The organism is Massilia sp. BGA-UO-ETr-WB1 (genome assembly GCF_059567845.1).
This window is the reverse complement of sequence record NZ_JCAQOT010000026.1, coordinates 555,919-580,303: the sequence shown is the minus strand read 5'-3', so window position 1 is coordinate 580,303 and position 24,385 is coordinate 555,919. Positions and strand designations below refer to the sequence as shown.

General features: G+C 68.3%; 24 protein-coding genes and 1 tRNA gene. 16 read left to right on the top strand and 9 right to left on the bottom strand.

The annotated features are described in order from the left end of the window. Window positions 1-4: 4 nt before the first annotated feature. From AC56DV_RS24975 to AC56DV_RS24945, 7 genes are all read left to right on the top strand, one after another. Window positions 5-1,591, top strand: coding sequence for an ABC transporter transmembrane domain-containing protein (locus AC56DV_RS24975; RefSeq protein ID WP_496316908.1), 1,587 nt, complete (start codon window positions 5-7; stop codon window positions 1,589-1,591). Window positions 1,592-1,669: 78 nt separating this feature from the next. Then, window positions 1,670-2,974 carry an ABC transporter permease gene (locus AC56DV_RS24970; protein WP_496316907.1) on the top strand — a complete coding sequence of 435 codons (1,305 nt, stop codon included), beginning with the start codon at window positions 1,670-1,672 and terminating at the stop codon, window positions 2,972-2,974. 8 nt (window positions 2,975-2,982) lie between these two features. Then, complete coding sequence (locus tag AC56DV_RS24965) at window positions 2,983-4,197, top strand: ABC transporter permease (RefSeq protein WP_496316906.1); 1,215 nt, start codon at window positions 2,983-2,985, stop codon at window positions 4,195-4,197. A 2-nt stretch (window positions 4,198-4,199) separates the two neighbouring features. After that, on the top strand, window positions 4,200-5,465 hold the full coding sequence (locus AC56DV_RS24960) for an efflux RND transporter periplasmic adaptor subunit (RefSeq protein WP_496316905.1): 1,266 nt from the start codon (window positions 4,200-4,202) through the stop codon (window positions 5,463-5,465). A gap of 9 nt (window positions 5,466-5,474) precedes the next feature. Further along, window positions 5,475-6,185 (top strand): ABC transporter ATP-binding protein, encoded by a 711-nt coding sequence (locus AC56DV_RS24955; RefSeq protein WP_496316904.1) that lies wholly within the window; start codon window positions 5,475-5,477, stop codon window positions 6,183-6,185. Then, entirely contained in the window at window positions 6,173-7,498 is a 1,326-nt protein-coding gene (locus tag AC56DV_RS24950) for a TolC family outer membrane protein (protein ID WP_496316903.1), read from the top strand. The genes AC56DV_RS24955 and AC56DV_RS24950 overlap by 13 nt, the downstream gene beginning before the upstream one ends. A 172-nt stretch (window positions 7,499-7,670) precedes the next feature. Continuing rightward, on the top strand, window positions 7,671-8,876 hold the full coding sequence (locus tag AC56DV_RS24945; protein ID WP_496316902.1) for a TetR/AcrR family transcriptional regulator: 1,206 nt from the start codon (window positions 7,671-7,673) through the stop codon (window positions 8,874-8,876). Here the strand turns inward: AC56DV_RS24945 and AC56DV_RS24940 are convergent. The 5 genes from AC56DV_RS24940 to AC56DV_RS24920 all read right to left on the bottom strand — a co-directional run bounded on the left by AC56DV_RS24940 (window position 8,864) and on the right by AC56DV_RS24920 (window position 12,973). Further along, window positions 8,864-9,481 (bottom strand): hypothetical protein, encoded by a 618-nt coding sequence (locus AC56DV_RS24940; RefSeq protein ID WP_496316901.1) that lies wholly within the window; start codon window positions 9,479-9,481, stop codon window positions 8,864-8,866. The two genes, AC56DV_RS24945 and AC56DV_RS24940, sit on opposite strands and share 13 nt — an antisense overlap. 47 nt (window positions 9,482-9,528) lie before the next feature. Beyond that, window positions 9,529-10,479 carry a 5'/3'-nucleotidase SurE gene (gene surE, locus AC56DV_RS24935; protein WP_496316900.1) on the bottom strand — a complete coding sequence of 317 codons (951 nt, stop codon included), beginning with the start codon at window positions 10,477-10,479 and terminating at the stop codon, window positions 9,529-9,531. A 131-nt stretch (window positions 10,480-10,610) separates the two neighbouring features. Beyond that, window positions 10,611-11,753: a trans-sulfuration enzyme family protein gene (locus AC56DV_RS24930; protein WP_496316899.1), complete on the bottom strand. Its 1,143-nt coding sequence runs from the start codon at window positions 11,751-11,753 to the stop codon at window positions 10,611-10,613. A gap of 4 nt (window positions 11,754-11,757) precedes the next feature. Continuing rightward, window positions 11,758-12,285: a cysteine hydrolase family protein gene (locus AC56DV_RS24925; protein ID WP_496316898.1), complete on the bottom strand. Its 528-nt coding sequence runs from the start codon at window positions 12,283-12,285 to the stop codon at window positions 11,758-11,760. Window positions 12,286-12,289: 4 nt separating this feature from the next. Next, the gene (locus AC56DV_RS24920; protein ID WP_496316897.1) at window positions 12,290-12,973 is read right to left on the bottom strand and encodes a GntR family transcriptional regulator; all 684 of its coding nucleotides are present in this window, start codon (window positions 12,971-12,973) and stop codon (window positions 12,290-12,292) included. Between the two features lie 91 nt (window positions 12,974-13,064). Here AC56DV_RS24920 and AC56DV_RS24915 point away from each other — a divergent pair, with 91 nt between their 5' ends. Both AC56DV_RS24915 and AC56DV_RS24910 read left to right on the top strand, forming a co-directional pair. Then, window positions 13,065-13,910 carry an AraC family ligand binding domain-containing protein gene (locus AC56DV_RS24915; RefSeq protein ID WP_496316896.1) on the top strand — a complete coding sequence of 282 codons (846 nt, stop codon included), beginning with the start codon at window positions 13,065-13,067 and terminating at the stop codon, window positions 13,908-13,910. Window positions 13,911-13,960: 50 nt separating this feature from the next. After that, entirely contained in the window at window positions 13,961-14,368 is a 408-nt protein-coding gene (locus tag AC56DV_RS24910) for a DUF2000 family protein (RefSeq protein ID WP_496316895.1), read from the top strand. 61 nt (window positions 14,369-14,429) lie between these two features. Here AC56DV_RS24910 and AC56DV_RS24905 read toward each other — a convergent pair whose 3' ends face one another. The 3 genes from AC56DV_RS24905 to AC56DV_RS24895 form a co-directional block, all read right to left on the bottom strand. Continuing rightward, complete coding sequence (locus tag AC56DV_RS24905) at window positions 14,430-14,903, bottom strand: carboxymuconolactone decarboxylase family protein (RefSeq protein ID WP_496316894.1); 474 nt, start codon at window positions 14,901-14,903, stop codon at window positions 14,430-14,432. Window positions 14,904-14,978: 75 nt separating this feature from the next. Beyond that, window positions 14,979-15,833 carry a pirin family protein gene (locus tag AC56DV_RS24900; protein ID WP_496316893.1) on the bottom strand — a complete coding sequence of 285 codons (855 nt, stop codon included), beginning with the start codon at window positions 15,831-15,833 and terminating at the stop codon, window positions 14,979-14,981. Window positions 15,834-15,843: 10 nt separating this feature from the next. Next, on the bottom strand, window positions 15,844-16,491 hold the full coding sequence (locus AC56DV_RS24895; RefSeq protein WP_496316892.1) for an FMN-dependent NADH-azoreductase: 648 nt from the start codon (window positions 16,489-16,491) through the stop codon (window positions 15,844-15,846). Window positions 16,492-16,604: 113 nt separating this feature from the next. Between AC56DV_RS24895 and AC56DV_RS24890 the strand changes: the two genes are divergently transcribed. Next, entirely contained in the window at window positions 16,605-17,522 is a 918-nt protein-coding gene (locus AC56DV_RS24890) for a LysR substrate-binding domain-containing protein (protein ID WP_496316891.1), read from the top strand. Here the strand turns inward: AC56DV_RS24890 and AC56DV_RS24885 are convergent. Beyond that, window positions 17,523-17,599 (bottom strand) — tRNA-Pro (locus tag AC56DV_RS24885). A 200-nt stretch (window positions 17,600-17,799) separates the two neighbouring features. Here AC56DV_RS24885 and AC56DV_RS24880 point away from each other — a divergent pair. From AC56DV_RS24880 to AC56DV_RS24855, 6 genes are read left to right on the top strand one after another with little or no spacing between them, the layout of a single operon-like run. Next, on the top strand, window positions 17,800-18,951 hold the full coding sequence (locus tag AC56DV_RS24880; RefSeq protein ID WP_496316890.1) for a methyl-accepting chemotaxis protein: 1,152 nt from the start codon (window positions 17,800-17,802) through the stop codon (window positions 18,949-18,951). 9 nt (window positions 18,952-18,960) lie between these two features. Continuing rightward, the gene (locus AC56DV_RS24875; RefSeq protein WP_107876323.1) at window positions 18,961-19,329 is read left to right on the top strand and encodes a response regulator; all 369 of its coding nucleotides are present in this window, start codon (window positions 18,961-18,963) and stop codon (window positions 19,327-19,329) included. Continuing rightward, window positions 19,326-19,628: an STAS domain-containing protein gene (locus AC56DV_RS24870; RefSeq protein ID WP_496316889.1), complete on the top strand. Its 303-nt coding sequence runs from the start codon at window positions 19,326-19,328 to the stop codon at window positions 19,626-19,628. Before AC56DV_RS24875 ends, AC56DV_RS24870 begins: the two co-directional genes overlap by 4 nt. 33 nt (window positions 19,629-19,661) lie before the next feature. Beyond that, entirely contained in the window at window positions 19,662-21,866 is a 2,205-nt protein-coding gene (locus AC56DV_RS24865; RefSeq protein ID WP_496316888.1) for a chemotaxis protein CheA, read from the top strand. Between the two features lie 33 nt (window positions 21,867-21,899). Next, entirely contained in the window at window positions 21,900-22,424 is a 525-nt protein-coding gene (locus tag AC56DV_RS24860) for a chemotaxis protein CheW (protein ID WP_496316887.1), read from the top strand. A 56-nt stretch (window positions 22,425-22,480) separates the two neighbouring features. Further along, a complete protein-coding gene (locus tag AC56DV_RS24855; RefSeq protein ID WP_496316886.1) occupies window positions 22,481-24,298 on the top strand; it encodes a HAMP domain-containing methyl-accepting chemotaxis protein in 1,818 nt (605 codons plus the stop codon). The last annotated feature ends 87 nt before the right edge of the window (window positions 24,299-24,385 follow it).

Below are 24,385 nucleotides of genomic sequence, written 5' to 3'. Positions count from 1 at the left end.
CCCCATGCAGTTGAAAGAAGTCCATTCCGCCCCCTCGTCGCTGCAGTGCTTCCTGCTGCTGCTGGGCGAGTACCGGGCCAGGTACCTGGCGGTGATGCTGTGCGCCGCCGCGGTGGCGGGCACCGAGGCGCTGCTGCATCCCTTGCTGATGAAGGCCATCTTCGACGCGGTGTCGCTGCGCCAGGATTTCGGGCATTTCGTCTACCTGGCGCTCGGCTACCTGACGCTGGGCCTGTCGCTTAACATGCTGAACTACCTGGTGTCGCTGTGGCAGCTCAGGCTGGACAACAAGATTGTCGCGCAAGCCAGCGGCAACATGCTGCGCGCCTATTTCGCCAAAAACTACCGCGACGTGCTGCGCGAAGGCAGCGGCTATTATGTGGCGCGCATCCGTTCCGACGTGAAGGACGGCCTGGTGCCGATGCTGAGCCTGGTGCGCAAGATGGCGGTCAGCATCGTCACCTTCGCCATGCTGGTCTCGGTGCTGATTTTCATCTCCTGGCAGGCCTTCCTGATCCTGTCGGTCATCATTCCGGTCGCGACGGTGGTGAGCATTCTGGTGAGCAAGAAGATCCGCGGCCTGACCATCATCGAGCGGGACAAGGAGGCGGCGCTGGTGGACGTCCTCACCAGGTCGGTGAGCGCCTTCAAGATGGTGCGCAGCTTCATGATGGGGCCCAAGACGCTGGGCACCTTCTCCAGCAGCATGGACTACGTGCTCGACTCCGGATACCGGAAATTCCGCGTGATCCGCCTGCTGCAAGGGGCCAGCGACCTGACCATGGTGATCTCCGACGCCTGCTCCATTTTCGTGGGCGCCTGGCTGGTGTTTCGCAACCAGATGACGCTGGGCTCCTTCATCGCCTTCATGAATGCCTTCTGGCGCTCGGCCACCACGCTGATCGAGATCTTCCGCCAATGGGCCGAGCTGCACAGCCACAGCGCCACCATCAACCGCCTGGTGGGCTTCATGCAGGAACGGCCCGCCGACCCCTATCACCGGACCGGCAATGCGGTGGCCGCGACTGCCATCGCGTACGGCTATGCCGCCGATCCGGTGCTGTCGGCTTTCTCCATGCGCGTGGCGCCGGGGCAGCGCGCCCTCATCGTCGGCCCGAACGGCTCCGGCAAAACCACGCTGGCCAACATCCTGGCCGGCTACCTGGCGCCGTCCGAAGGCCAGCTGGAATTGCCCGCCCGGATCAGCGCGGTGACCTTGCCGGTGCAGTTCCCGCCGGTCAAGGCGGGCGAGCTGCCGGCCAGCCGCGAGCTGCTGGGCGCATTCGGCATTGACGACCCCGCGATCCTGGATGCCTGTCCCGACCAGCTGTCGGCCGGGCAGCAGCAGAAGCTGTCGCTGGCGCTGGCGCTGTCCTATGACGCGGACCTGTACGTGCTGGACGAACCGTTGGCCAACCTGGACGTGCCCAGCCGCGCGGTGGCGATGCGGGAAATCGAGCGGCGCACGCGCGGCCGGATGCTGGTGATGATCATGCATGGCGCGGAGGAATACGCGTCCATGTTCGACCAGGTCCACATACTTGGCGGCGCGGCTGCCTGCAAAGCGGAGCGGGTGGCGGTCAACCATTGAATGCGCGGCCGGCCGCGCGCTTAACCAGTCGTTATGAGGTGTGCCAGAAATATGCTGAGTTATTATCTGAAGGTAGCGTTGCACAACACGAGGCGCAACAAGGTGCTGACCGCGCTGATGGTACTGGCCATCGCCGTCGGCATCGGCGCCAGCATGACCACGCTGACGGTGATGCACCTGCTGTCCGGCGACCCTTTGCCGGGGCGCAGCCAGCACATCTATTATCCGCAGATCGACGTCAATCCCGGTTCGAAGGGGCGCGAGCCGCTCGACGTGCTGGACTACCGCACGGCGATGGACCTGTGGAGCGCACGGCAGGCCGGGCAACTGGCGGACCGGCAGACCCTGGTGGCCGGCAGCCTGGTCAAGCTGCGCGCACCGGACACGGCCTTGCCGCCGCTGATGCTGCCGATGGCTTCCGTCACCGCCGACTTCTTCCCGCTGTTCGACGTGCCGCTGCGGTACGGGCAAGGCTGGAGCCGCGCCGACGACGCGGCGCGCGCGCGCGTGGTGGTGATTTCGTCCGGCCTGAACGACAAGCTGTTCGGCGGCAAGGACAGCGTCGGCCGCACCCTGCGCGTGGGCAATACGGACGCGCGCATCGTCGGCGTGCTGGCGCCGTGGCGGCCATCCCCGCTGTTCTACAAGGTGCGCGGCGGCCGCTTCGCCAACGGCGACACCGCCAGCTTCTACGGCCAGCCCGACGACGTGTTCCTGCCGTTCTCCACCAGCCTGGACGCCAATGCCGGCAACTTCCAGGCGTTCACCTGCTGGGGTACGCCGGACCAGCCCGGCCAGCTGCAGAATGCGCCGTGCGTGTGGGTGGCGTTGTGGGTGCGGCTGGACAGCGCCGCCAAGGTGGCGGCTTACGGCCAGTTCCTGCGCAACTACGCCGCGCAGCAGCAGAGCCAGGGCCGCATCAAGCACGCCGACAACACCCGGCTGCGCCCACTCATGCAGTGGCTGGATTTCAACCGCGTGGTGCCGAGCGACGTGAAATTGCAAGCCGTGCTGGCCTTCGCATTCCTGGCCATCTGCCTGGCCAACGTGGTGAGCCTGCTGCTGGCCAAGTTCCTGCGGCACGGCGCGGAAACCGGGCTGCGCCGGGCGCTGGGCGCCACGCGCGGCGCGGTGTTCGCGCAGTGCATGGCCGAGTCGGCGCTGATCGGCGTGCTGGGCGGAGCCGGCGGGCTGGCGCTGACCCTGTTCGGCCTGTACTTGGTGCGGCGCCAGCCGGTACCGTACGTGGATGTGGCCTACCTGGACGTGCCGATGTTCCTGCTGACGTTTGCGCTGTCGCTGGCGGTCAGCCTGCTGGCGGGCACGCTGCCGGCCCTGCGCGCTTCCGTGATCCAGCCCGCAGCGCAGTTGAAACAGTTATAGAGGACGCCATGCAGACCCGTTATATCCTTTCCGCGCTGCGCAAGCACCGCCTGGCCACTTTCCTGATCGCCCTGCAGATTGCGCTGGCCTGCGCGGTGCTGTGCAACGCCTGCTTCCTCGTCGTGCAGCGCTTCCAGGCGATGCAGATGGACAGCGGGGTGGACGAGGCCGCGCTGGGCACGCTGCGCCTGTCCGGTTTCGAGCCGCAGCAGGCCGGCGACCTCAACGCCCGCGTGCTGAACGCGCTGCGCGGCGTGGCCGGCGTGCAGGCCGTCAGCGTGGTGAACATGGTGCCGTTCGGCGCGTCCGGCGTGCGCGCCGGCGTCATGCTGGACCAGGAGCAGAAGCGCTTCGGCGGCGTGATCGATTTCTACGTCGGCGACGCCGGCGCCATCGGCGCGTTCGGCTTGCGCCTGGTGGCGGGGCGGGCGCCGTCGGCGGACGAGTACACCCCGGTCACCCAGCTGGTGCCGGCCGCGCCGCCCGTGCTGGTCACGCGCAAGCTGGCGGCGCACCTGTGGCCGGGCCAGAATCCGCTCGGACAGCAGTTCTGGACGCTGGACACCAGCTTCCGGGTGATCGGCGTGCTCGACCATCTGTCCGTGACCGCGCCCGGCGGCGGCGAAAGCGAAGACCCGGACTGGGCCGTCTTCGTGCCGGCGGCGGCGGGGCCGCAGCATGCCGGCACCTACCTGCTGCGCGGCAGCCCGGCCGACATGGCGCGCATCATGGACGGCGCCCGCAAGGCGGTGCTGCGGGCCGCGCCCGATGCCGTGCTGGACGCGGAGCAGAGCCGCAGCCTGGCCGAGCTGCGCAGCAGCTACTTCCAGGGCTCGCTGGTCATGGCGGTATTGCTGATGGGCGTCATCGTTGCGCTGCTGGGCACGACGGCGCTGGGCATCGTCGGCCTGGCCAGTTTCTGGGTCACGCAGCGGCGCAAGCAGATCGGCATCCGGCGTGCGCTGGGCGCGACCCGGGGCGACATCCTGCGCTACTTCCAGATCGAGAATTTCCTGATCGTGTCGCTGGGCATCCTGTTCGGCATGCTGCTGGCCTACGGCCTGAACGTCGGACTGATGCGGTTCTACGAGCTGCCGCCGCTGCCGCTGTGGTACATGCCGGCCGGGGCCGCCATGCTGTGGGTGCTGGGCCAGGTGGCCGTGCTGGCGCCCGCGCTGCGCGCAGCGGACGTCCCGCCGATGTTGGCGATCAAGGCGGTGTGAGCATGATTCCCGAAATTTCCGTGCAGGATACCGCGCTGCCGCCGCCCCGCCCACGCAAACCGCTGTGGCTGGCGGCGGGCGTGGCCGCCGCCGCGCTGCTGGCCTGGGCCGGCTGGCACGCCAGCGACGGGCTGGCCGGCGGCGCCAGCTACAGCCGCGAGCGCCTCACCTTCGCCACCGTGGCGCTGGGCGAGCTGACGCGCGACGTGGCCGCCGAGGGCCGCGTGGTGGCCGCCTCTGCGCCCACCTTGTACGCCGGCTCCGGCGGCACCGTGGCGTTCGCCGTGCAGCCGGGCAGCGCCGTCAAGGCCGGCCAGGTGCTGGCCCATATCAACAGCCCGGAGCTGCTGGCCGGGCTGGCGCAGGCGCGCAGCGCGGCCGACGCGCTCAAGAGCGATTGGCTGCGCGCCGAGGCCGACGCGCGCCAGGCCCGCGCCGCCGCCGAGGCCGCGGTGCAGACCGCCGCGCTGGCGCTGCGCTCGGCCGAGACCGACCTGCTGCGCCAGGGCCGCGCCTTCGAGGCTGGCGCGGCGGCCGGCATGGCGGTCGACCAGGCACGCGACGCGGTGGCCCGCGCGCGCATCGCGCATGAGCAGGCCAGGCAGGCGCTGACGCTGAAGGACGACGCGCTGCGCTTCGAACTGGCCGCGCGGCGCCAGGCCCACGAGCGCGCCGTGCTGCAGGTGGGCGATCTGCAGCGCCAGGAAGCCGAGCTGGAGGTGCGCGCGCCGGTCGACGGGCAGGTGGGGCAGATCTTCGTGGCCGACCGTTCCACCGTGGCCAAGGACGCCAAGCTGCTGGCCGTCATCGACCTGACCCAGCTGGAAGTGCAGGTGCAGGTGGCCGAAAGCCAGGCGCGCGAGCTGGCGCCCGGCATGCCCGGCGAAATCGGCGGCAACGGGCGGCAGTGGCGCGGCCGCATCAGCAGCGTCTCGCCCGAGGTGGTCAACGGCGAGGTGGCGGCCCGGCTGCGCTTTGACGGCGCACAGCCGGACGCGTTGCGCCAGAACCAGCGCCTGTCGGTGCGGGTGCTGCTCGAACACCGCGAGCGGGTGCTGCGCGTGGCGCGCGGCGCGTTCGTGGAGGAAGGCGGCGGGCGCTGGGCCTATGTGGCCAGCGGCCAGAGCGCGGTCCGGCGCCCGATCCGGCTGGGCGCGCAAAGTCTCACGCAAGTGGAGGTGCTGGACGGGCTCAAGGCGGGCGACGAGATCGTCATCGCCGGCAGCGACGTGTTCAAAAGCGCCGATCGTGTTCAATTAATCCAGTAAGGAACTGCCATGCTTCAGATGCACCACATTGCCAAGGTCTACCGCACCGAAACGGTGGAGACGGCCGCGCTGCGCGACTTCAACTTCGGCGTCGCCAAGGGCGAGTTCGTCGCCGTCACGGGGCCGTCGGGCGCCGGCAAGAGCACCTTCCTGAGCATCGCCGGCCTGGTGGAAGCGGCCAGCAGCGGCCGCTATGTGCTGGACGGCACGGACGTGAGCCAGATGAGCGACCGCCAGCGCAGCCGGCTGCGCAACCAGAAGATCGGCTTCATCTTCCAGGCCTTCAACCTGATCCCCGACCTGAACGTCATCGACAACATCGAAGTGCCGCTGGGCTACCGGGGCTTCAAGGCCGCCGAGCGGCGCGCGCTGGCCCAGGCCGCGCTGGCCCGGGTCGGGCTGTCGGCGCGCGCCAGGCACTACCCGGGCCAGCTCTCGGGCGGCCAGCAGCAGCGCGTCGCGATTGCCCGGGCGCTGGCAGGCGAACCGCCGCTGCTGCTGGCCGACGAACCGACCGGCAACCTCGACAGCCAGATGGCGCGCAGCGTGATGGACCTGCTGGAACAGCTGCATGCGGGCGGCGCCACCATCGTCATGGTTACGCACGACATGCAACTGGCCGAACGCGCGCAGCGCATCGTGCGCGTGATGGACGGGCAAGTGACCGACGTGCAGCGCGAGATTCCCGTGGTGGGCAGCCTGCGCGAATGCACGGCGTAATGCGCTGGGCCCGGCGCGGCCGCTGTGCCGCGTTGCAGGCCGGTCTGCTGGCCGGCCTGCTGGCCGTGTGCGCGCCGGCGGCGGCCCAGGACAGCGACGACCTGCTGTCGCTGTACGTCCAGGCCCGCGCCGGCAACCCCGCGCTGCAGCGGGCCGCCGCGCAGGCCGGCGCGGCCGGCGCCGGCGCCGACAGCGCGCGCGCCGCGCTGCTGCCGCAATGGACCCTGAGCGCCACGCCGCAGCGCGCATCCGGGGCCACCACCCGCACCGCCACCAGCCAGATCACCCAGCCGCTGCTCAACCTCGCCGCGCTCGCCAGCTGGCAGGCCGCGCGCGCCGGCGCCACGGCGCAGGAGGCCAGCCTTCGCGCCGCCGAGCAGGTACTGCTGGCCGAGGTGGCCGTGCGCTATTTCGGGCTGCTCACCGCGGAACACCAGCTCGCCACCTATGCCGCCAACGAAGCAGCGTTTGCCGAGCTGGTGCGGCAAAGCGAGGTGCGCGTGGCCGAGCGCCTGTCGGCGCCGGTGGACGTGGACCAGGCGCGCGCCTTTTTCGGCATTGCCCAGGGCGTCACGCAGCAAGCCAGGGAAGCCGTGGCCGACGCGCGCCAGGCGGTGCAGCAGCTCACCGGCCAGCCGCCGCTGCCGCTGCGGCCCCTGCAGCAAGGCTTGCGCCCCGCCGCGCCGCAGCCGGCCAGCCCGGCCGCCTGGGTGGCCGAGGCGCTGGCCGGCCACCCGCTGCTGCGCGCCGGCAGCGCAGCCGTGGCCGCCGCGCAAGAGCGCATCAACGCGGCCCGCGCCGCGCATCTGCCCACCCTGGGGCTGGCCCTCACCACCGAGCGCGCACCGCTGGGCGGCTTGCCCGCCAGTCCGCAGAGCACCAACACCACCGTGGGCCTGCAGCTGACCGTGCCCTTGTTCGCGGGCGGCGGCACCTTGGCGCAGCAAAAGCAGGCCATCTACAACCGCGACGCCGAGGCCGCGCAGCTGGAAGCGACGCGCCGCGAGCTGGTGCGCAACGTGGAGGCGCAGTGGCAGGCCGCGCAGGGCAGCGTGATCCAGATCGCCACCGCCGAAGCCGCCGCGCTGGCAGCCGAGCGGGCGCTGGCCGCCACCCGCGCCGGCCAGCAGCACGGCACGCGCACCCTGACCGATGTGCTGAACGCCATCCAGACCCAGGGCCAGGCGCAGCTGCAGCTGATCCAGGCGCGCCACCGCCACGTGGTGGCGCTGCTGCTGCTCAAGCAGGCGGCGGGGCGCTTGAGCGTGGACGACCTTGCCAGCGCCAATGCGCTGCTGGAGCCCGTGCGCTAGACATCATGTATTGATCTGCCGGTATCCCAGCCCCGCTCCTATTTCCGCCGTGGGCTGATCTGAACTACAATCGGCGTGATGGTCAGCTTAGACCCAGTCCACCTGCCACGAGTTCCGATTGATCGAGCAAGCCGCAGCAAGAAAATCCAGAAAAGCGCCGACAGCCGACGCATTGCTTGACGCCGCCTGCCGTATTGTTCTCAGCGAGGGTCTCGCCGGCCTGACGCTACGCCCGCTGGCTGACATGCTGGGTGTGTCGGTGACCGTGCTCACCACGCATTACGGCGCGCGCGCGGACATCATCGCCGCCATCTGCGGCGCCGCCTGCGCGCAGGACGCGCTGCTGCTGCAGCGCTGGCGCACCACGCTGGCAGCCTTGCGCAGCCTGCCGCCGGCCATGGCCGCCGGCCTGGCGGAAGCCATCCTGGAAGAGCAGGCCACGCAGCAGCGCGCGGTCTCGATGCTGCACCTGGAACTGCTGCACGCCTGCACCTGGGACGAATCCCTGCAGCCCGCGTTCGCCGCGTGGCGCGCGCAGCAGCGCGCCTTCTGGGACGAGTTTGCGCACCGGGCAGGGCTGGCGCCGGCCTTGGCGGCGTGCGGATGGTGGCATGGCTACGTCACCGCCGAACTGGCCTACAGCGTGGTGCTGAACGCGCTCTCGCCTTACCGCATGCTGCGCCGCCTGTGCCTGCAGCGCCTGTTCGACGGCGGCGTTGCGTCCGTCCCGGATGCGGCGGACGGCGCCCTGTTCGGCGTGCTGCTCGACCAGCTCCAGCCCACTGCCACTGCGGACGGCCTCGCGGCCAAGCCGGGTGCGGGCCGCGCCCCCGCATGGTCGGCGCTGGCCGCGCGCGCGTGCGGCATGCGGCTGGCGGCGCAAGGCGTGAGCGGCCTGACGCATCGCGCCATCGCGGCCGAGATCGGCGTGCCGCACACCACGCTGAGCTACCGTTTTCCCACCCAGCACGAGCTGGTGATGGCGGGGCTGGAATTTATCGCCGCGCACATCCTGGCGGCGGTGAATGCGGACAGCCTGACGGATCTGCAGCGCCTGCGCACCGAAGGCGACGGCCAGAAGCTCGACCTGGCGCGCGCGAATTTTGCCATGGCCATCGCGGCGGCGCGCATGCCCGGGCTGGCGGCCTACACGGCGGGCATGCGCAGCCGGCGCGGCAACAACCTGGTGAAAGTCTTCGGAAAATATATGCCTGCGGCGCGCGGCATCGATGCGCTGTGCGCGCAGGTGGTGTCCATGGGCCTGACCGGCTTGACCAATATGGAGCCGCCCGGCGAGGCGTCCGAGAAATCGGTCGCCTCGGCCTTCTCGGCAGCCGCCGAGTGGCTGCGCGAGGCCGGGTCAGCTCACTCGGGATAGGCCCACAGGTCCAGCGGCGCGGCGGCGCCGGCGGCGAGCAGGCGGAATCCCGCTGGCGAATAATCGCTATCGGCCACCAGGAAGCCGTCCGACTGGGCCGGCAGGTCGCCGCAACCTGAAGCCGTCAACGACAGCTTCAGCGCGTGCGGCAACGTGCTGGCCGACAGCTTGCCGGACAGCTTGCAGCTGCTGCTGCCGGCCACGATGTCGCCGCCGGCCGTCACCGAAAACGCCGCCACGCCGCCCGCCGCCAGGCGCACCGCGTAACTCCTGGCGATGGCCGCCGCGTTGATGGCGCTCGACGGGATGGCGCTGCTGTTCAACAGTTCCACCGATGTGTCCTTGGTGGCGGCAGGCATGGACTGCCAGCTGCTGCTGCCGTCCTTGCGGTACAGCGCCGTGGCCTGCTGCGCGCTATTGTTGAGAACCAGCAGGCGGCTGCCGTCCGCCGCCGCGTAGTACTTGCCTGCGCTCGGGTTGGCGGCATCGCCGGTGCTGACGGCATAAGTTCCTGCGGCCAGCTCGGTTACTTTGACGGCCGGTGCGGCGGGTTCGGTGTTGTCGCTGCTGCAGGCGCTGAGCAGCAGCGGCAGCAGTGGGAGCATGGCGCCCGCGCGGGTCCGGATAGAAAAGAAAGGCATCATGGCGCGGCTCACTGGGCAAACAGGTCGCGCAGGCGCAGGCGCAGCCACTGCTGGGCGGCGGGACGCTGCTCGTAGCCCACCTGCATGGCGGTGACGGCAACCTTGGTCTTGTACACCAGCGCTTCATCCTCGGCCTGCTCGGCGGTTGGCGCGCCCGGCGCCGATCCGGACAAACCCCACGGCGCGCCGCTGCTGAACTTCAGATTGTAGGTGTCGTACGTGCCCTGGCGCGTAAAGGCCCAGCTGGTGTTGGCGGCGGGCGTATCGGGGAAATTCACGTTCAGCGCCACGCCGGCAGGCAGCAGCGCGGCGCCGCCAGCCTTGGCTTGCAGCGCGGCCAGCAGCTTGGTGGTCAGCTGGGCGACGGTGCGTGAAATCGGGCTGGCCAGCGTGTTGTTGTCGGTGCTGTTGGCGCCTGCGCTCAGCGCGATGGCTGGAATGCCGCGCCCGGCGGCGAACTGCGCATTGCCGATGGTGCCCGAGTTGATCACCAGCTTGCCCACGTTCTGGCCTTCGTTGGGGCCGGACAGCACCAGGTCAGGCGCCTTGTTCCAGCGCGCGGGCGCCAGCACGTCGAGCCCGTACATCAGGGACATCACCGGGGTGCCGTGCACGTAGTTGAAATCGCCGCCGGTATAACCGCTCTTGGTGAACGGTCCCACAGCGGGCGCACCCACCGGCGCGGCGCCGTTGTGGCAGCCTTTTTCGGCTTCGATCTGGGTCTTGTCGTTGTCCGGCACGATGGTGGTGGTGCTGTACATGACGATGGCGGAACTGCGGCCGCTTTGCGGGGAGCAGGGCACCGACACGATGACCGAATGACCGGCAGCCTTCAGTTCGTCGTACAAGGCTTTCAGGTTGCTGGTGAGGCCGTCGTCGTTGGTCAGCACGATATTCAGCGCGAAGGCGGGACTGGCGCACAGGGCCAGTCCGGCGCTCATGATCAAGCGGTGGTTCATGGGTTTGTCTCAGCCTGGGAGTGATTGGAGGCTGTGATCTTATCGGCCGTTTATGACAGTGTAATGACGGGTGTACGATATTGTTTGTTGATTTATGGCTTTGAAAGTGTATAAAAAAACGAATGTACGAATCATGGCATAGCGGCCAGCGCTTGCAGCACGTCCTGCAGCAAGTCGTCGGCATCCTCCAGCCCCACGTGCAGCCGGACCAGCCAGCCTTCGCGCGGTGCGCGCAGCGGCGCCACCGCGACCAGGCTGTGCACCGCGCCCCAGCTGTTGCCCAGCCGGAACAAGCGCAGTGCCGCCACGAATGTTTCCACTGCCGCCAGATCGCCCTGGCGCAGGGTGAACGACAGCAGCCCGCTGCCGGATGTGAAATCGCGCTTCCACAGCGCGTGGCCCGGGTCGGACTCCAGCGGCGGATAGTGCAAGCTGGCCAGCGCCGGATGCCGTTCCAGCGCGCGGGCTATTTTCAGCGCCGAGGCAAAGTGCCGCTCCAGCCGCAGCGCCAGCGTCGGCAAGCCCCGCAGCGCAAGGAAGCATTCATCGCTGGCGACGTAGTAGCCCAGCAGTTCAGCCGTCTCCCGCAAATGCCGATAGCGCTGCGGATCGCGGGTGGTGACGGCGCCCATCAACAGGTCCGAGTGGCCGCCAACGTACTTGGTGAGCGCCTGGATCGAAAAATCCACGCCGTGCTCCAGCGGCCGGAAGCCCAGCGGCGTGGCCCAGGTATTGTCCATCGCCACCAGCGCGCCGTGCGCGTGCGCCGCTGCGGCGATGGCCGGCACGTCCTGCATCTCCAGCGTGTTCGAGGCGGGCGCCTCGGTCCACACCAGGCGCGTGCGCGGCTCGAACAGGCGCGCCATGTCCGCGCCTGCATCGCCGCCGTACACCGAACAGCGCACGCCCCATTTGCCGAACAGCTTGCGTGTCACGTCCAGGGTGGGGCCGTAGATGGCGGCCGGCAGCAGCACGTGGTCGCCGGCCGACAGCACGCAGCTGCTGACCAGCGTGATGGCGGCCAGGCCGCTCGGCACCAGCACGGTCTGGCCGCCGCCCTCCAGTTGCGCCAGCTTGTCCGCCAGCGCGTAGTGGGTGGGCGTGCCATTCTGGCCGTAGCTGTAGCCGATGCCGGCCTGCGCCTGGCGGTCCAGGAAGGAGGCGACGTCCGGGAACAGGATGGTGGAGGCGTGGAAAACGCCCTGCGACAGCGAGGCGAACCCCGGCGGAATATTCTCGGCCGGCTGCAGCAGTTCGGTGGCGATGCCGGTCATGGCCTTACTCCCGGCCAAAGCGCACCGCGCCGCTGTCGAGCAGGCTGATGCCGCCGAAGCGGCGCCAGGTGGCGTTGTGGTGCGCGATGATGCCGGGCGCGGACAGGTGGTCGCGGTCGCGCGTGGTGTGGGCGTCGGCCACCACCACGGTCTCCAGGCCGGAGCTGGCGGCATGGCGCACATTGGTGTCGATGCAGAATTCGGTGGCGTAGCCGCAGATCACCACGCGCCCTATGCCTTGCGCGCGCAGATGCTGGTGCAGCCCGGTGCCGAAGAAGGCGTCGCACTGTCCCTTGGCGCTGACGAAATCTCCCGCCTGCGGCGCGATCGCGGGCGGGAACTGCCAGCTGTCGCTGCCCGCTTCCCATTCGCAGTCCGCCTCTTCGTGCTGGACGTAGATGACCGGCGTGCCGCTGGCGCGCGCGGCAGCGATCAGGCCGCGGATGCGTTCCAGCACCAGCCCGGCTTGATGGGCCGCCGGTTCGATAAAGACGGCGTTTTGGAAATCGATCACGATCAGTGCGGTGCGCATCGGTCTACTCCTTGGAGAGGGATGAGGATGGGGTTGGGGGAAGGGCGCCGTGCGGCCATTCCCAGTTGCGTTGCATGGCGGCGCTGGCCGCTTCCGCGTCGGCCCGCCGCAGCGCGGCCAGGATAGCCTCGTGGTCGGCCACCGACTGCAAGGCCAGCGGCTGGTCGCCGAAGTAAGCCAGTTCGATACGCTGGATGCGCGGGCGCAGCGTGCCCAGCAGCCTGGCGATTTCGGCGTTGCCGCTGCGCTCGACCAGCAAGGCGTGGAAGGCCATGTCGCAGCCGGTGGCCGCCGCGCTGTCGCCTTGCCGGATGGCCTGCTCCAGTGCCTGGTTCAGCTTGCCGAGCCCGGCCAGGTCGTCCGCCGACAAGCGGCCTGCCGCCAGCCGGACCGCCGCCGCCTCCAGCGCCGCCACCACCGGATACAGCTGCAGCACTTCGGCCGGATCGGCCGGCGCCACCTTGGTCCATTTGTGGAAGCTGGTCACCACCAGGCCCTCGTCCTCCAGCTGGCGCAGCGCCTCGCGCACCGGCGTGCGCGACACGCCCAGGCGTTCGGCCAGATCGTGGTCGCGGATGATTTCGTCCGGCGCGAGGGTGAGCTCGACGATCCATTGCTTGAGTGTGCGGTACACCTCTTCCCGCACCAGCGAGCGGGGGATGGCAGTGACGGCGGCGGGGAGAGGCATGGCGGCAGGCGGGATTTGTTGTGGTGATATGTAATATACTACATATTTTCCGAAGACGTCATGCAGCCGGACTGTGCGTAGAATAGGCCGCATGAACTCAGACATCGACAACGGCGACTGGATCACGATTCGCCGCGACCGGGACACTGGCATCGAAAGTGTCCACGCGCATTTCCAGGGGCATGCCTACGATCCGCATGACCATGACGAAATGCTGGTCGGCGTGACGCAGCAGGGCGTGCAGCGTTTCAGCTGCCACCGTTCGCTGCACACCAGCACGCCGGGACGATCCATCCTCATCGAACCCGGCGCGGTCCATGACGGCCATGCGCCCGAGCAGGACGGCTTCACCTACGCGATGCTGTATCTGCCGCAAGCCTGGGTGTCCGGCATGACGCGCCGGCTCGGCCTGGGCGACGTTTCGTCGCTGCAGGCTGCCTTCCGCAGCACCCTGGCGGACGACGCCATGCTCAGCGCCGCGATACAGCAGGCCTTTCTCGCCATCCACCGGGGCGAGGGGCGGCTGGCGCGCGACCAAAGCCTGGACCAGCTGGTGGCAATGCTGGCCAGGCATCTGTGCGCCAAAGCCCCGTCCGGCAAACGGGAGTCGGCGACGGAAATGGAGCGCGCCCGGGACTATCTGCATGCCCACATGGCCGGCGACGTCGGGCTGGATGAGTTGGCGGGCCACGCCGGCATCGACCGCTTCCGCCTGACCCGGCAATTCAAGCGCGCCTTCGGCCTGTCGCCGCACGCCTACCTGGTGCGGTTGCGGCTGCGCGCGGCCAGGGCGCTGCTGGCGGGCGGCATGATGCCGGTGGAAGTGGCCGCCGAAGTCGGCTTTGCAGACCAGAGCCACCTGGGCCTCTGGTTCCGCCGCGCGTACCGGCTCACGCCTGCTGCCTACCAGCGCCAGTGCACAAACCTTACAGACTGACGGGCCAGCCAGCTCCTATCATGGCTTTCCAGCTTTGTAAGGAGTTCAAGATGTTCGACACCAAAGTCGCGATTCTGGTCCGCAATGACCTGGCAACGTGGCAGGGCATGAACGTGGTCGCCTTCCTGGCAACCGGCATTGCCTCCGCCGCCCCGGAAATCATGGGGGAACCGTACGTCGACGCGCACGGCCATCGTTACGGCAGCATGTCCCGCCAGCCCATGCTGATTTTCGAAGCGGACCTGGCCGGCCTCCAGGCCGCGCATCGCGTGGGCCTGGCGCGCGGCATCACGATGCAGCCCTATGTGTTCGCGATGTTCTCCACAGGCCATGACGAGGCCAACCGGCAAGTGTTTCTGGCGGAAGACCCCGGCAACCTGAACCTGGTGGGACTGGCGCTGCGCGGGCCGAAGAAGGCAATCGACAAGGCGGTGAAAGGGCTGGCGCTGCACCGGTGAGGCCGGTAGCGGTTAAACGGCATTTCCAGCGTGCGGTCGCCAAGCTGGCTGGCTTGCCACGTCAATTGGACCGTGCAGCTTTAATGCCTCTCTTCTCAAACACGCTGCGGGCGGCGCTGATGCCGTTCAGCGCGCTGGGAAAGCCGGCGTAGACGGCTACTTGCGTGATGATTTCAATGATCTCCTCCGGCTTGCAGCCCACATTCAGCGCGCCCTCGATATGCACCTTGAGCTGCGGCTGCGCGTTGCCCAGCGCGGTGAGCGCTGAAACGGTGGCCAGCTCCCTGGTGCACAGCGAAACGCCGGGCCTCGAAATCACATCGCCGTAGGCAAAATCCACGATCCAGTTGCCCAGTTCGGGCGATATGTCGCGCAGCGAATCGACCACCTGCCTGCCTTCATTGCCGGTGATCTTGGCTATGGCTGCCATGCCGCGGGCGCGCCGCTCGGTCTCCTGCCCCGAAGCGGCCGATGCCGCTGAAATCATCACCGCTACCAACCATGCCTTCGAAAACAAGATGCGTTTGAGTATCATCGTTTTACCCCTTTGCCGTTGTCGTATGAGATGAAGGATTGCATCTCAAGGACAGGCTAAGGGTTGGAGTGCGCTCTAAGTCAAGCCGAAACGGTCACCCTGGGCGCGGAACTCCGCAAAACCGGCCGCCAGTTCGGCGTCGGTGTTCATCACGAACGGTCCGCGCGCGGCCACCGGCTCGCGGAGGGGCTTGCCTGCATAGAGCAGCGCCCGCAAGCCCTGATCGCCGCCGGCCAGCGCGACGCTGCTCGGTTCCGTGCTGGGCGTCAGCCAGGCGACGTCGCCTTCCCGGGTTGCGGTCTCCGGCACCCCAATGGCGCCACTGCCTTCGATGACCACCACGAAGCCGTTGTATCCGGCCGGCAGGTCTTGCTCGACGCGGGCGCCGGGCTGCAGGCGGATTTCGACCATCGTCACCGGGGCGTAATTTTGGGTAGAGGACGTCACGCCCGCCGAGCTCCCGGAAAAGACGCGCACCTCGGCGCCATGCTCGCGCCGCACCGGGACGGTGTCGGCCTGGAGGTGCTGGTGGCGCGCGGGCACCAGTTTGTCCGCGCTGGGCAGGTTGACCCATAGCTGGAGGATACGGGCGACCTGGCCATCGGCAGGCTCCTCGTTGTGCACCAGGCCGCGCCCCGCAGTGAGCCACTGGACGTCCCCCGGGTTGAGGCGGCCCTTGTTGCCGTGGTTATCGTAGTGCTCGATCGCGCCCTCGATGACGTAAGTGACCGTCTCGATCCCCCGGTGCGGGTGACGGTCGAAAACGCTCTCGGGGAACCAGTCCTCCACCAGCAGCAGAAACGGATCGCTCCCGGCCCAGTCCCCGGGGGGAACAAGCGGGCGCAGCCGGTGCACGGCGGACATGCCGGCCTGGATCCGGGGATGATCGACGCGGCTTATGCCGCGCCGTACCTGGGTGGGGAAGGACATCTGTGGCTCCTCAGGCTGCCGCTGCGGCCCTGGCGTCGTTGGCGGACTGGCCGGTCTTGGTCTGGATGTCCGCTTCGGCCGCAGCGAGCGCCTTGGCCTTGACCTGCTCGCCCATGCCCAGACCTTCGGCGCGCACGAAGCGGATATCGGTAATGCCCACGAAGTTGAATACCGTCTTGAGGTAGCTCTCCTGGTGGTCCACCACTTCGAGCGGCAGGCCGGCATACATGCTGCCGCGCGTGGACACCACGATCACGGTCTTGCCCTTGGCCAGACCCTCGGGGCCGTTTGCCGTGTAGCGGAAGGTGCGGCCCGCCTGCGCGATGCGGTCGATCCAGGCCTTGAGCTGGCTCGGGATGCTGAAGTTGTACATGGGCGCGCCGATCACCACCACATCGGCCGCGAGAAACTGGCTCACCAGCTGTTCGGACAGTGCGTTTTCCATCTTCTGGACCGGCGTGAGCTGCGCCGCATCGATGCCCAGCTTGAAGCCCAGCGAGTCCATGTTCAGGTGCGAGGGGGCGTCCAGCGCCAGGTCCAGGTATTCCACGGTGGTGGCGGGGTGGTTGGCGGCCCATTTCGCCACGGTCTTGCGGCTGAGTTCACGCGAAACGGAGGCGGCGCCCAGCGGGCTCGAATCAATGTGCAGCAGTTTCATATTTTCTCCTGTCGGGCAAGGACGGTGCCCTCGCGCATGGAATAGATGATGCGACAGGCGGAATGGGCTGATAAGATGGCAAAATCAGGTTTAATTGTTCTACTGGCGAGACAATGCAGGATTTAAACGACATGCTGTACTTCGCCGAAGTGGTGGACCGGGGCGGCTTCGCCGCAGCCGGCCGCAGCCTGGGCGTGCCGAAATCCAAGCTGTCGCGGCGCATCGGCGAACTCGAGGCGCGCCTGAGCGTGCGGCTGCTGCATCGGACCACGCGCAAGCTGTCGCTCACCGAGGCCGGCGAGCTGTATCACCGCCATTGCGTCGCCATGCGCGAGGAGGCGGAAGCCGCCGACGAGGCCGTCGCGCGGGTGCAGAGCGAACCGCGCGGCACCGTGCGCGTCACCTGCCCGGTGAACCTGGCCCAGACCACCCTCGGCCCCATCCTGCCGCGCTTCATCGCGGCGTATCCGCAGGTGCGGATCGAGATGCAGGTGACCAACCGCGTGGTCGATCTGGTGCAGGAGGGCATCGACGTCGCGTTGCGCGTGCGCTTCAATCTCGACGACAACGGCAGCCTGGTGGTCAAGAACCTGGGAACGAACTTGTTTGTGCTGGTCGCCAGCCCCGGCCTGCTGGAACGGGCCGGCAAGCCGGCCACGCCGGAGGAGTTGCCGCGCGTGCCGACCGTCGCGATGTCGGCGGTCGACGGGCGCGCCAGCTGGCCCCTGGCCGGGCCGGGCGGCGCCGGCTTTGAGCTGCAGCACCGCCCGGTGTACACGGTCGATGACTTGCTCATGCTGAAGCTCGCCGCGTTGCAGGGCACCGGCATGACCGCGCTGCCGGACTTCATGTGCGTCGACGAAATGCGCCAGGGCCTGCTGGTTCCCGTGCTGCCCGGATGGGCGCCGCCGGCGATCCAGGTATTGGCGGTATATCCCTCCCGGCGCGGCATGGTGCCCGCCGTGCGGCGCTTTCTGGATTTTCTCGGCGAAAATGTCCCGGGCGGGGCGGCGGTGGAGGGTATGGGATGATGGTCGGGGTGAGAGGATTCGAACCTCCGGCCTCTACGTCCCGAACGTAGCGCTCTACCGGGCTAAGCTACACCCCGACGGTGTAGACCTAAATTACACCAGAAAATGACGGAACTGGCAACTATGCCGCTTCGTCATTTTCAGTTACTTCTGTCCTGCAAGCGTGGTTTTTTCGTCCAAGCGCATCGATCTTGCAAATCACAAATATGTTTTTGATAGAATGATCCGGCAGTGTGCATGACATGGCTTGAGGTTCCCCAACCCTGAGAAAGACCCATTGAACTCACTCCTAGACAACACCGGCGGCCGCAACTATCCGGCCGTCCTCGCCATCGCCGGCGCCTTGCTGGCGCTGTTCTGGCCCAACGGCGGCTGGTACGGCATCCTCGGCGCGCTGGCCTTCCTCGCCGCCGGCGCCTATGCCTGGCTCCAGCTCAGCGGCAGCGCCGGTTCGGGCGCCCGCAACGATGTGCAGAACTACCTGGACGGCCGCCAGCAATTCGCCGAAGAAGTCACCCCGGTCTGGTGCCGCCATATCGAATCGTCGCGCAGCCAGATGGAGGAGGCGGTGGCCGAGCTGGCGACCCGTTTTTCCACCATCGTCGACAAGCTGGACGACACGCTGCGCCTGTCCAACGCCACGGCCGACAGCCAGGACGGCGCTTCGCTGGGCCAGGTGTTCGCGCACAGCGAGCGCCAGCTGGGCGAGGTGGTGGCCACGATGAAGTCGGCGCTTGCCTCCAAGCACGCCATGCTGACCCGCATCCGCGAGCTGGAGCAGTTCACGCGCGAGCTGCGAGACATGGCCGAGGGCGTGGCCAGCATCGCCGCGCAGACTAATCTGCTGGCGCTGAACGCGGCCATCGAGGCGGCGCGCGCCGGACCGGCCGGGCGCGGCTTCGCCGTGGTGGCGCAGGAAGTGCGCAACCTGTCCAACCGCTCCGCCGAAACCGGGCGCAGCATCAGTGACCGCGTGGGCAAGATCAGCGCCGCCATCGTGACCGCCTGCAAGGCCGCCACCGAATCGAGCGCGGCCGAGGACCAGGCCATGCAGTCGTCCGAGGGCACCATCGACGCCGTGCTGCGCGAGTTCCGCAACCTGACCGACGCCATGGCGCAGTCGTCCGAATTGCTCAAGCAGGAGAGCGTCACTATCAAGGGTGAAGTGGGCGAGGCGCTGGTGCAGCTGCAATTCCAGGACCGCGTCAGCCAGGTTCTGGGGCATGTGAGCCACAACATCGGGCTACTGCCGAGCCTGCTTGACGAGAACCGGCAGCACTATCAGCATGACGCTACACTGGAGGCGCCGCACGCCTCCGCGCTGTTGGGCGAGCTGGAGAAAACCTATGCGATGGCGGAGGAGCACGCGGTGCACCGGGGCGAACAGAAGGTGATCGCCGCGCCGTCCGACGAAGTGACATTTTTCTAGGGAAGCACTATGGCAAAAACCATCATGGTCATCGACGATTCGGCCTCGTTGCGGCAAGTGGTCGGCATCGCGCTGAAGAGCGCAGGTTACGATGTGATCGAGGCGCGCGACGGCATGGACGCGCTGTCCAAACTGACGGGGCAAAAGGTCAACCTCGTGGTGTGCGACGTCAACATGCCGAATATGGACGGCATCACCTTCGTCAAGGAAATCAAGCAGCTGCCCAACTACAAGTTCACCCCCGTCATCATGCTCACCACCGAGTCGCAGGAAGCCAAGAAGCGCGAAGGCCAGGCGGCTGGCGCCAAGGCCTGGGTGGTGAAACCGTTCAAGCCCGAGGTGCTGCTGGGCGCGGTGCAGAAACTGGTGCTGCCGTGAGCGCGGGCCGGGTCGCCATCGACGGCGAGCTGAACATCTACCGCGCGGCCGACCTGAAGACCCTGCTGCTGGGCGAGCTGCAGCGCAGCACCAGCCTGGAAGTGGACCTGGCCGGCGTGACCGAGATGGACAGCGCCGGCCTGCAGGTGCTGATGCTGGCCAAGCAGGTGGCGCGCGCCGAGCAGCGCGAGCTGCGCCTCACCGGCCACAGCCCGGCCGTGCTGGACGTGTTCGAACTGCTGGACCTGGGCGCCTGGTTCGGCGACGCCCTGCTGATCGCCCCGCGCAAAGGTCACTAAGCGCAAACCCGCACCCGTTCTGGAGGCACGACGATGGATTTGGACCTGGCGCTACAAACCTTCATCCTGGAAAGCCGCGAACTGCTGGAGGACATGGAGAACGCGCTGCTGAACGCCGGCAATGGCAGCCAGGCCGGCGGCGGCGACGAGGCGGTGCACGCCATCTTCCGCGCCGCCCACACCATCAAGGGTTCGGCCGGCCTGTTCAGCCTGGACCACATCGTGGCCTTCACCCACGTGGTGGAAAGCCTGCTCGATGAGGTGCGCGACGGCAAACTGTCGCTGACCGACGAGCTGATCGTGCTGCTGCTGGCGTGCTGCGACCATTTGTCCGGCATGATCAGCGCGCTGGAAGCGGGACAGACCGAGGCGGACGCGGCCATGCTGGCCGAGGGCAAGCCCCTGATCGCCCAGCTGCGCGTGCAGATGGGCCAGCCGGCCGACGGCGGCGGCCATGGCGGCGCGGGCGGCGCGGGCGGCGAACTGGTGGCCGAGGGCCATCCCGACGTCGAGCGCATGGGCGAGCCGGGCGGCTCCAGCGACGCCTGGCACCTGTCCTTGCGCTTCGGCCCCGACGTGCTGCGCGACGGCATGGACCCGCTGTCCTTCATCCGCTACCTGGGCCAGATCGGGCGCATCGTCGGCATCGTCACGCTGGCCGACGCGCTTCCCGCCGCCGAGCAGATGGATCCGGAAACCTGCTACCTCGGCTTCGAGATCGCGCTGGAAACGGAAGCCGACAAGACCGCCATCGAAGGCGTGTTCGAATTCGTGCAGGATTCCTGCACCCTGCACATCCTGCCGCCGCGCAGCCGGGTGGAGGAGTACGTGCGCCTGATCCGCGAGCTGCCGGAGCAGAAGGCGCTGCTGGGCGAGATCCTGGTGCGCTGCGGCTGCATCACGCAGCGCGAGCTGGACGCGGCGCTGCAGGTGCAGGCCGCCGCCGGCCACTCGCCGGCCGCCGCGCCGCCGCTGGGCGCCATCCTGGTGGGGCAGGGCAGGGCCGAGCCGGCCATGGTGGAAGCGGCGCTGAGCAAGCAGAAGCAGTCCGCCGACCCCAAGCCGGCCGAAAGCCGCTCGATCCGCGTCGACGCCGACAAGCTGGATTTGCTGATCAACCTGGTGGGCGAGCTCATCATCGTGGGCGCGTCGGCCAACCTGATCGCGCGCCAGGTGCGCAACAGCGAGCTGCTCGAATGCACCTCCATGCTGAGCGACCTGGTGGAGCAGGTGCGCGACTCGGCGCTGCAGCTGCGCATGGTGAAGATCGGCGCCACCTTCAACCGCTTCCAGCGCGTGGTGCACGACGTGGCGCGCGAGATCGGCAAGGACATCGGCCTGGCCGTCAGCGGCGAGGACACCGAGCTGGACAAGACGGTGGTGGAGAAAATCGGCGACCCGCTGACGCACCTGGTGCGCAACGCCATCGACCACGGCATCGAGCCGGCCGAAGTGCGCGCCGCGCGCGGCAAGCCGCTGCGCGGCACCGTGCGCCTGAACGCCTTCCACGACTCGGGCAGCATCGTCATCGAAGTGTCCGACGACGGCGGCGGCCTGGACCGCGAACGCATCCTGGCCAAGGCCATCGAGCGCGGCTTGATCGAGCCGGACCGCAAGCTGAGCGACCAGGAAATCTACGGCCTGATCTTCGAGCCGGGCTTCTCGACGGCGGCCGCCATCACCAACCTGTCCGGGCGCGGCGTGGGCATGGACGTGGTGAAGAAGAACATCACCGCGCTGCGCGGCACCGTCACCGTGGACAGCGCGCCCGGCCTGGGCACCACGGTCACCGTGCGCCTGCCGCTGACCCTGGCCATCATCGACGGCTTCCTGGTGGGCCTGGGCACGGCCACCTTCGTGGTGCCGCTGGACATGATCGACGAGTGCATCGAATTTGCCGCCGAGCCCGGCCACGACTACACCAATCTGCGCGGCCAGGTGCTGCCCTTCATCCGGCTGCGCTCGCTGTTCGGCGTGACCACGCCGCCGCCCCGGCGCGAGAGCATCGTGGTGGTCAAGCACGCCGGCCAGCGGGTCGGCCTGGTGGTGGACGCGCTGCACGGCGAATTCCAGACCGTCATCAAGCCGCTGGGCCGCATGTTCAGCCAGCTGCGCTGCATCAGCGGCTCGACCATCCTGGGCAGCGGCGAGGTGGCGCTGATCCTGGACGTGCCGGCCATCGTCGGCCGCAGCAGCAGCGGCGGCGGCGCCCCGGATACCCCGCAACTGGCGGCATAGCGGCCGCGTGAACCATTTAACGAGGAGTTCCCCATGACAGCAATGGTGCAAGCCGGCCGCAACGCGCCGCCGGCAGTGGTGCAGGAATCGGCCCAGTTCCTCACCTTCATGCTGGGCGGCGAAGTGTTCGCCATCGGCATCCTGGCCATCAAGGAAATCATCGAATACGACGGCCTGACCACGGTGCCGCTGATGCCGGAATGCGTGCGCGGCGTGATCAACCTGCGCGGCGCGGTGGTGCCGGTGATGGACCTGGCCGCGCGCTTCGGCCGGCCCGCCACGCAGATCGGCAAGCGCACCGCCATCGTCATCGTCGAGATCGACGCCGACGGCGAGCAGCAGGTGGTGGGCGTGATGGTGGACGCGGTCAACGCCGTGATCGACATCCCGCCATCCGACATCGAACCGGCGCCGCAGTTCGGCGCCCGCATCCGCCCCGAATTCATCGCCGGCATGGGCAAGGTCAACGGCAAGTTCGTCATCCTGCTCAACACCGACCAGGTGCTGTCGGTGACGGAACTGGAAGCGATGGCGCAGATCGGCGGCGCGCCCGCCTGAGCCTGGGCCCGAGCCTGAACGCTGGACCCCAAACCGCAGTGCTACGGAGGACCACCATGCTCAATAATATGACAGTGCGGGGCAAGCTGATCATGCTGATCGGCGTCAGCCTGCTGGCCCTGCTGATCGTGATGCTGATCGGCATACGCGGCATGCAGCACGACGCCGAAATGCTGGACGACGTGGGCAAGAACAAGCTGCCGTCCGTGCTCAGCCTGCAAACCATCAACGAAGGCCAGACCGCGCTGCGTTCGGCCAACCGCGCCATGGATGCGGTGGCCGCTTACCCGGACGAATTCGCCGAAGTGGACCGCCAGCTCAAGCGCAAGCAGGAATTCTGGGCGCGCGTGGACAAGGCCTGGAAAGTGTACGAAGCGCTGCCGCAGGAAACCGAGGAAGCGGCCGTGTGGAAGCAGTTCGTCAAGGACTGGGACCTGTGGAAGACGGCCGACCAGCGCTTCGACCTGCTGGCCGCCGAAGTGGGGCGGGCCGGCAGTCCGGAAAAACGCAAGGAAGCGTTCAGCGCCATGCACCAGGCGCTCGCCGCGCTGCGGCCGCTGTACCTGAACGCCGAGGGCGGCCTGGCCAAGCTGGTGGAACTGAACGAAAAGTACAGCATGGACGCGGTGACCGCGGCCGAAGTGGAATCGAAGCGCGCGCTGTACCTGATGTACGGCGCCGCCGTGGTGGCGCTGCTGCTGCTGTCCGGACTGGGCTGGACCATCCTGCGCGGCATCCTGCGCCAGCTGGGCGGCGAGCCGGCTTACGCGGCCGGCATCGTGCACGAAGTGGCGCAGGGCAATTTCGCGGTGGACGTGCGGCTGGCGCCGGGCGACAACAGCAGCCTGCTGTACTCGATGAAGCAGATGGTCGACAAGCTGCTGGCGCAGATCGGCGGCGAGCCGGCCTACGCGGCGCGCATCGTCAGCGAGGTCGCGCGCGGCGACCTGACGGTGCAGGTCGACCTGCGTCCGGGCGACCAGGCCAGCCTGCTGTACGCGATGAAGACCATGGTCGGCAAGCTGGCCTCGGTGCTTACCGAGGTGAGCAGCGGCGCCCAGGCCCTGGCCGGCGCCTCGGAAGAGATCAGCGCCACCGCCCAGTCGCTGTCGCAGGCCGCCAGCGAGCAGGCCGCCGGCGTGGAGGAAACCAGCGCCTCCGTCGAGGAAATGACGGCCTCGATCGCGCAAAACACCGAGAACGCCAAAGTGACCGACAGCATGGCCGGGCAGGCCTCGACGCAGGCGGCCGAAGGCGGCTCGGCCGTCAAATCCACGGTGGAAGCGATGACGCAGATCGCCAAGAAGATCAGCATCATCGACGACATCGCCTACCAGACCAATCTGCTGGCCCTGAACGCGGCCATCGAAGCGGCGCGGGCCGGCGAGCACGGCAAGGGCTTCGCCGTGGTGGCGGCGGAAGTGCGCAAGCTGGCCGAGCGCTCGCAGGTGGCGGCGCAGGAAATCAGCGAAGTGGCCGGCAGCAGCGTGGAGCTGGCGCAAAAAGCCGGCCGGCTGCTCGACGAGATGGTGCCCAGCATCAAGAAGACATCCGACCTGGTGCAGGAAATCACGGCCGCGTCCGAAGAGCAGTCCAGCGGCGTGGCGCAGATCAACTCCGCGATCGGCCAGCTCAGCCAGACCACCCAGCAGAACGCCTCCAGTTCCGAAGAGCTGGCCGCCACCGCCGAAGAGATGAGCGGGCAGGCCGAGCAGTTGCAGCAGGCGGTGGCCTTCTTCCGGGTCGAGGGCAGCGAACGGCGTCCGCCCGCGCGGCGCGCCCCGGCGCCGGTGCGCGCCCGCGCCGCCATGCCCGCCAAGCGCCCGCTGGCCATGGTGACCGAGCCGGACGACAGCGATTTCGTCCGCTTCTAGCAAGGCCAGCCAGCGCAGGGCAGGCCCCCGCTTGCGCAGGGTTGCACATCGGCGCGGCATCGCCTAGCATGGCCGCCTCACCGAACT

Excerpts from the sequence above, each read along its gene's own strand:
- surE (WP_496316900.1), bottom strand. The coding sequence starts at position 10,479 with ATGAACCACCGCTTGATCATGAGCGCCGGACTGGCCCTGTGCGCCAGT.
- AC56DV_RS24950 (WP_496316903.1), top strand. The coding sequence starts at position 6,173 with ATGCACGGCGTAATGCGCTGGGCCCGGCGCGGCCGCTGTGCCGCGTTG.
- AC56DV_RS24900 (WP_496316893.1), bottom strand. The coding sequence starts at position 15,833 with ATGTCCTTCCCCACCCAGGTACGGCGCGGCATAAGCCGCGTCGATCAT.
- AC56DV_RS24855 (WP_496316886.1), top strand. The coding sequence starts at position 22,481 with ATGCTCAATAATATGACAGTGCGGGGCAAGCTGATCATGCTGATCGGC.
- AC56DV_RS24915 (WP_496316896.1), top strand. The coding sequence starts at position 13,065 with ATGAACTCAGACATCGACAACGGCGACTGGATCACGATTCGCCGCGAC.
- AC56DV_RS24965 (WP_496316906.1), top strand. The coding sequence starts at position 2,983 with ATGCAGACCCGTTATATCCTTTCCGCGCTGCGCAAGCACCGCCTGGCC.
- AC56DV_RS24865 (WP_496316888.1), top strand. The coding sequence starts at position 19,662 with ATGGATTTGGACCTGGCGCTACAAACCTTCATCCTGGAAAGCCGCGAA.
- AC56DV_RS24930 (WP_496316899.1), bottom strand. The coding sequence starts at position 11,753 with ATGACCGGCATCGCCACCGAACTGCTGCAGCCGGCCGAGAATATTCCG.
- AC56DV_RS24960 (WP_496316905.1), top strand. The coding sequence starts at position 4,200 with ATGATTCCCGAAATTTCCGTGCAGGATACCGCGCTGCCGCCGCCCCGC.
- AC56DV_RS24925 (WP_496316898.1), bottom strand. The coding sequence starts at position 12,285 with ATGCGCACCGCACTGATCGTGATCGATTTCCAAAACGCCGTCTTTATC.
- AC56DV_RS24860 (WP_496316887.1), top strand. The coding sequence starts at position 21,900 with ATGACAGCAATGGTGCAAGCCGGCCGCAACGCGCCGCCGGCAGTGGTG.
- AC56DV_RS24975 (WP_496316908.1), top strand. The coding sequence starts at position 5 with ATGCAGTTGAAAGAAGTCCATTCCGCCCCCTCGTCGCTGCAGTGCTTC.
- AC56DV_RS24875 (WP_107876323.1), top strand. The coding sequence starts at position 18,961 with ATGGCAAAAACCATCATGGTCATCGACGATTCGGCCTCGTTGCGGCAA.
- AC56DV_RS24890 (WP_496316891.1), top strand. The coding sequence starts at position 16,605 with ATGCAGGATTTAAACGACATGCTGTACTTCGCCGAAGTGGTGGACCGG.
- AC56DV_RS24895 (WP_496316892.1), bottom strand. The coding sequence starts at position 16,491 with ATGAAACTGCTGCACATTGATTCGAGCCCGCTGGGCGCCGCCTCCGTT.
- AC56DV_RS24910 (WP_496316895.1), top strand. The coding sequence starts at position 13,961 with ATGTTCGACACCAAAGTCGCGATTCTGGTCCGCAATGACCTGGCAACG.
- AC56DV_RS24905 (WP_496316894.1), bottom strand. The coding sequence starts at position 14,903 with ATGATACTCAAACGCATCTTGTTTTCGAAGGCATGGTTGGTAGCGGTG.
- AC56DV_RS24955 (WP_496316904.1), top strand. The coding sequence starts at position 5,475 with ATGCTTCAGATGCACCACATTGCCAAGGTCTACCGCACCGAAACGGTG.
- AC56DV_RS24940 (WP_496316901.1), bottom strand. The coding sequence starts at position 9,481 with ATGCTCCCACTGCTGCCGCTGCTGCTCAGCGCCTGCAGCAGCGACAAC.
- AC56DV_RS24920 (WP_496316897.1), bottom strand. The coding sequence starts at position 12,973 with ATGCCTCTCCCCGCCGCCGTCACTGCCATCCCCCGCTCGCTGGTGCGG.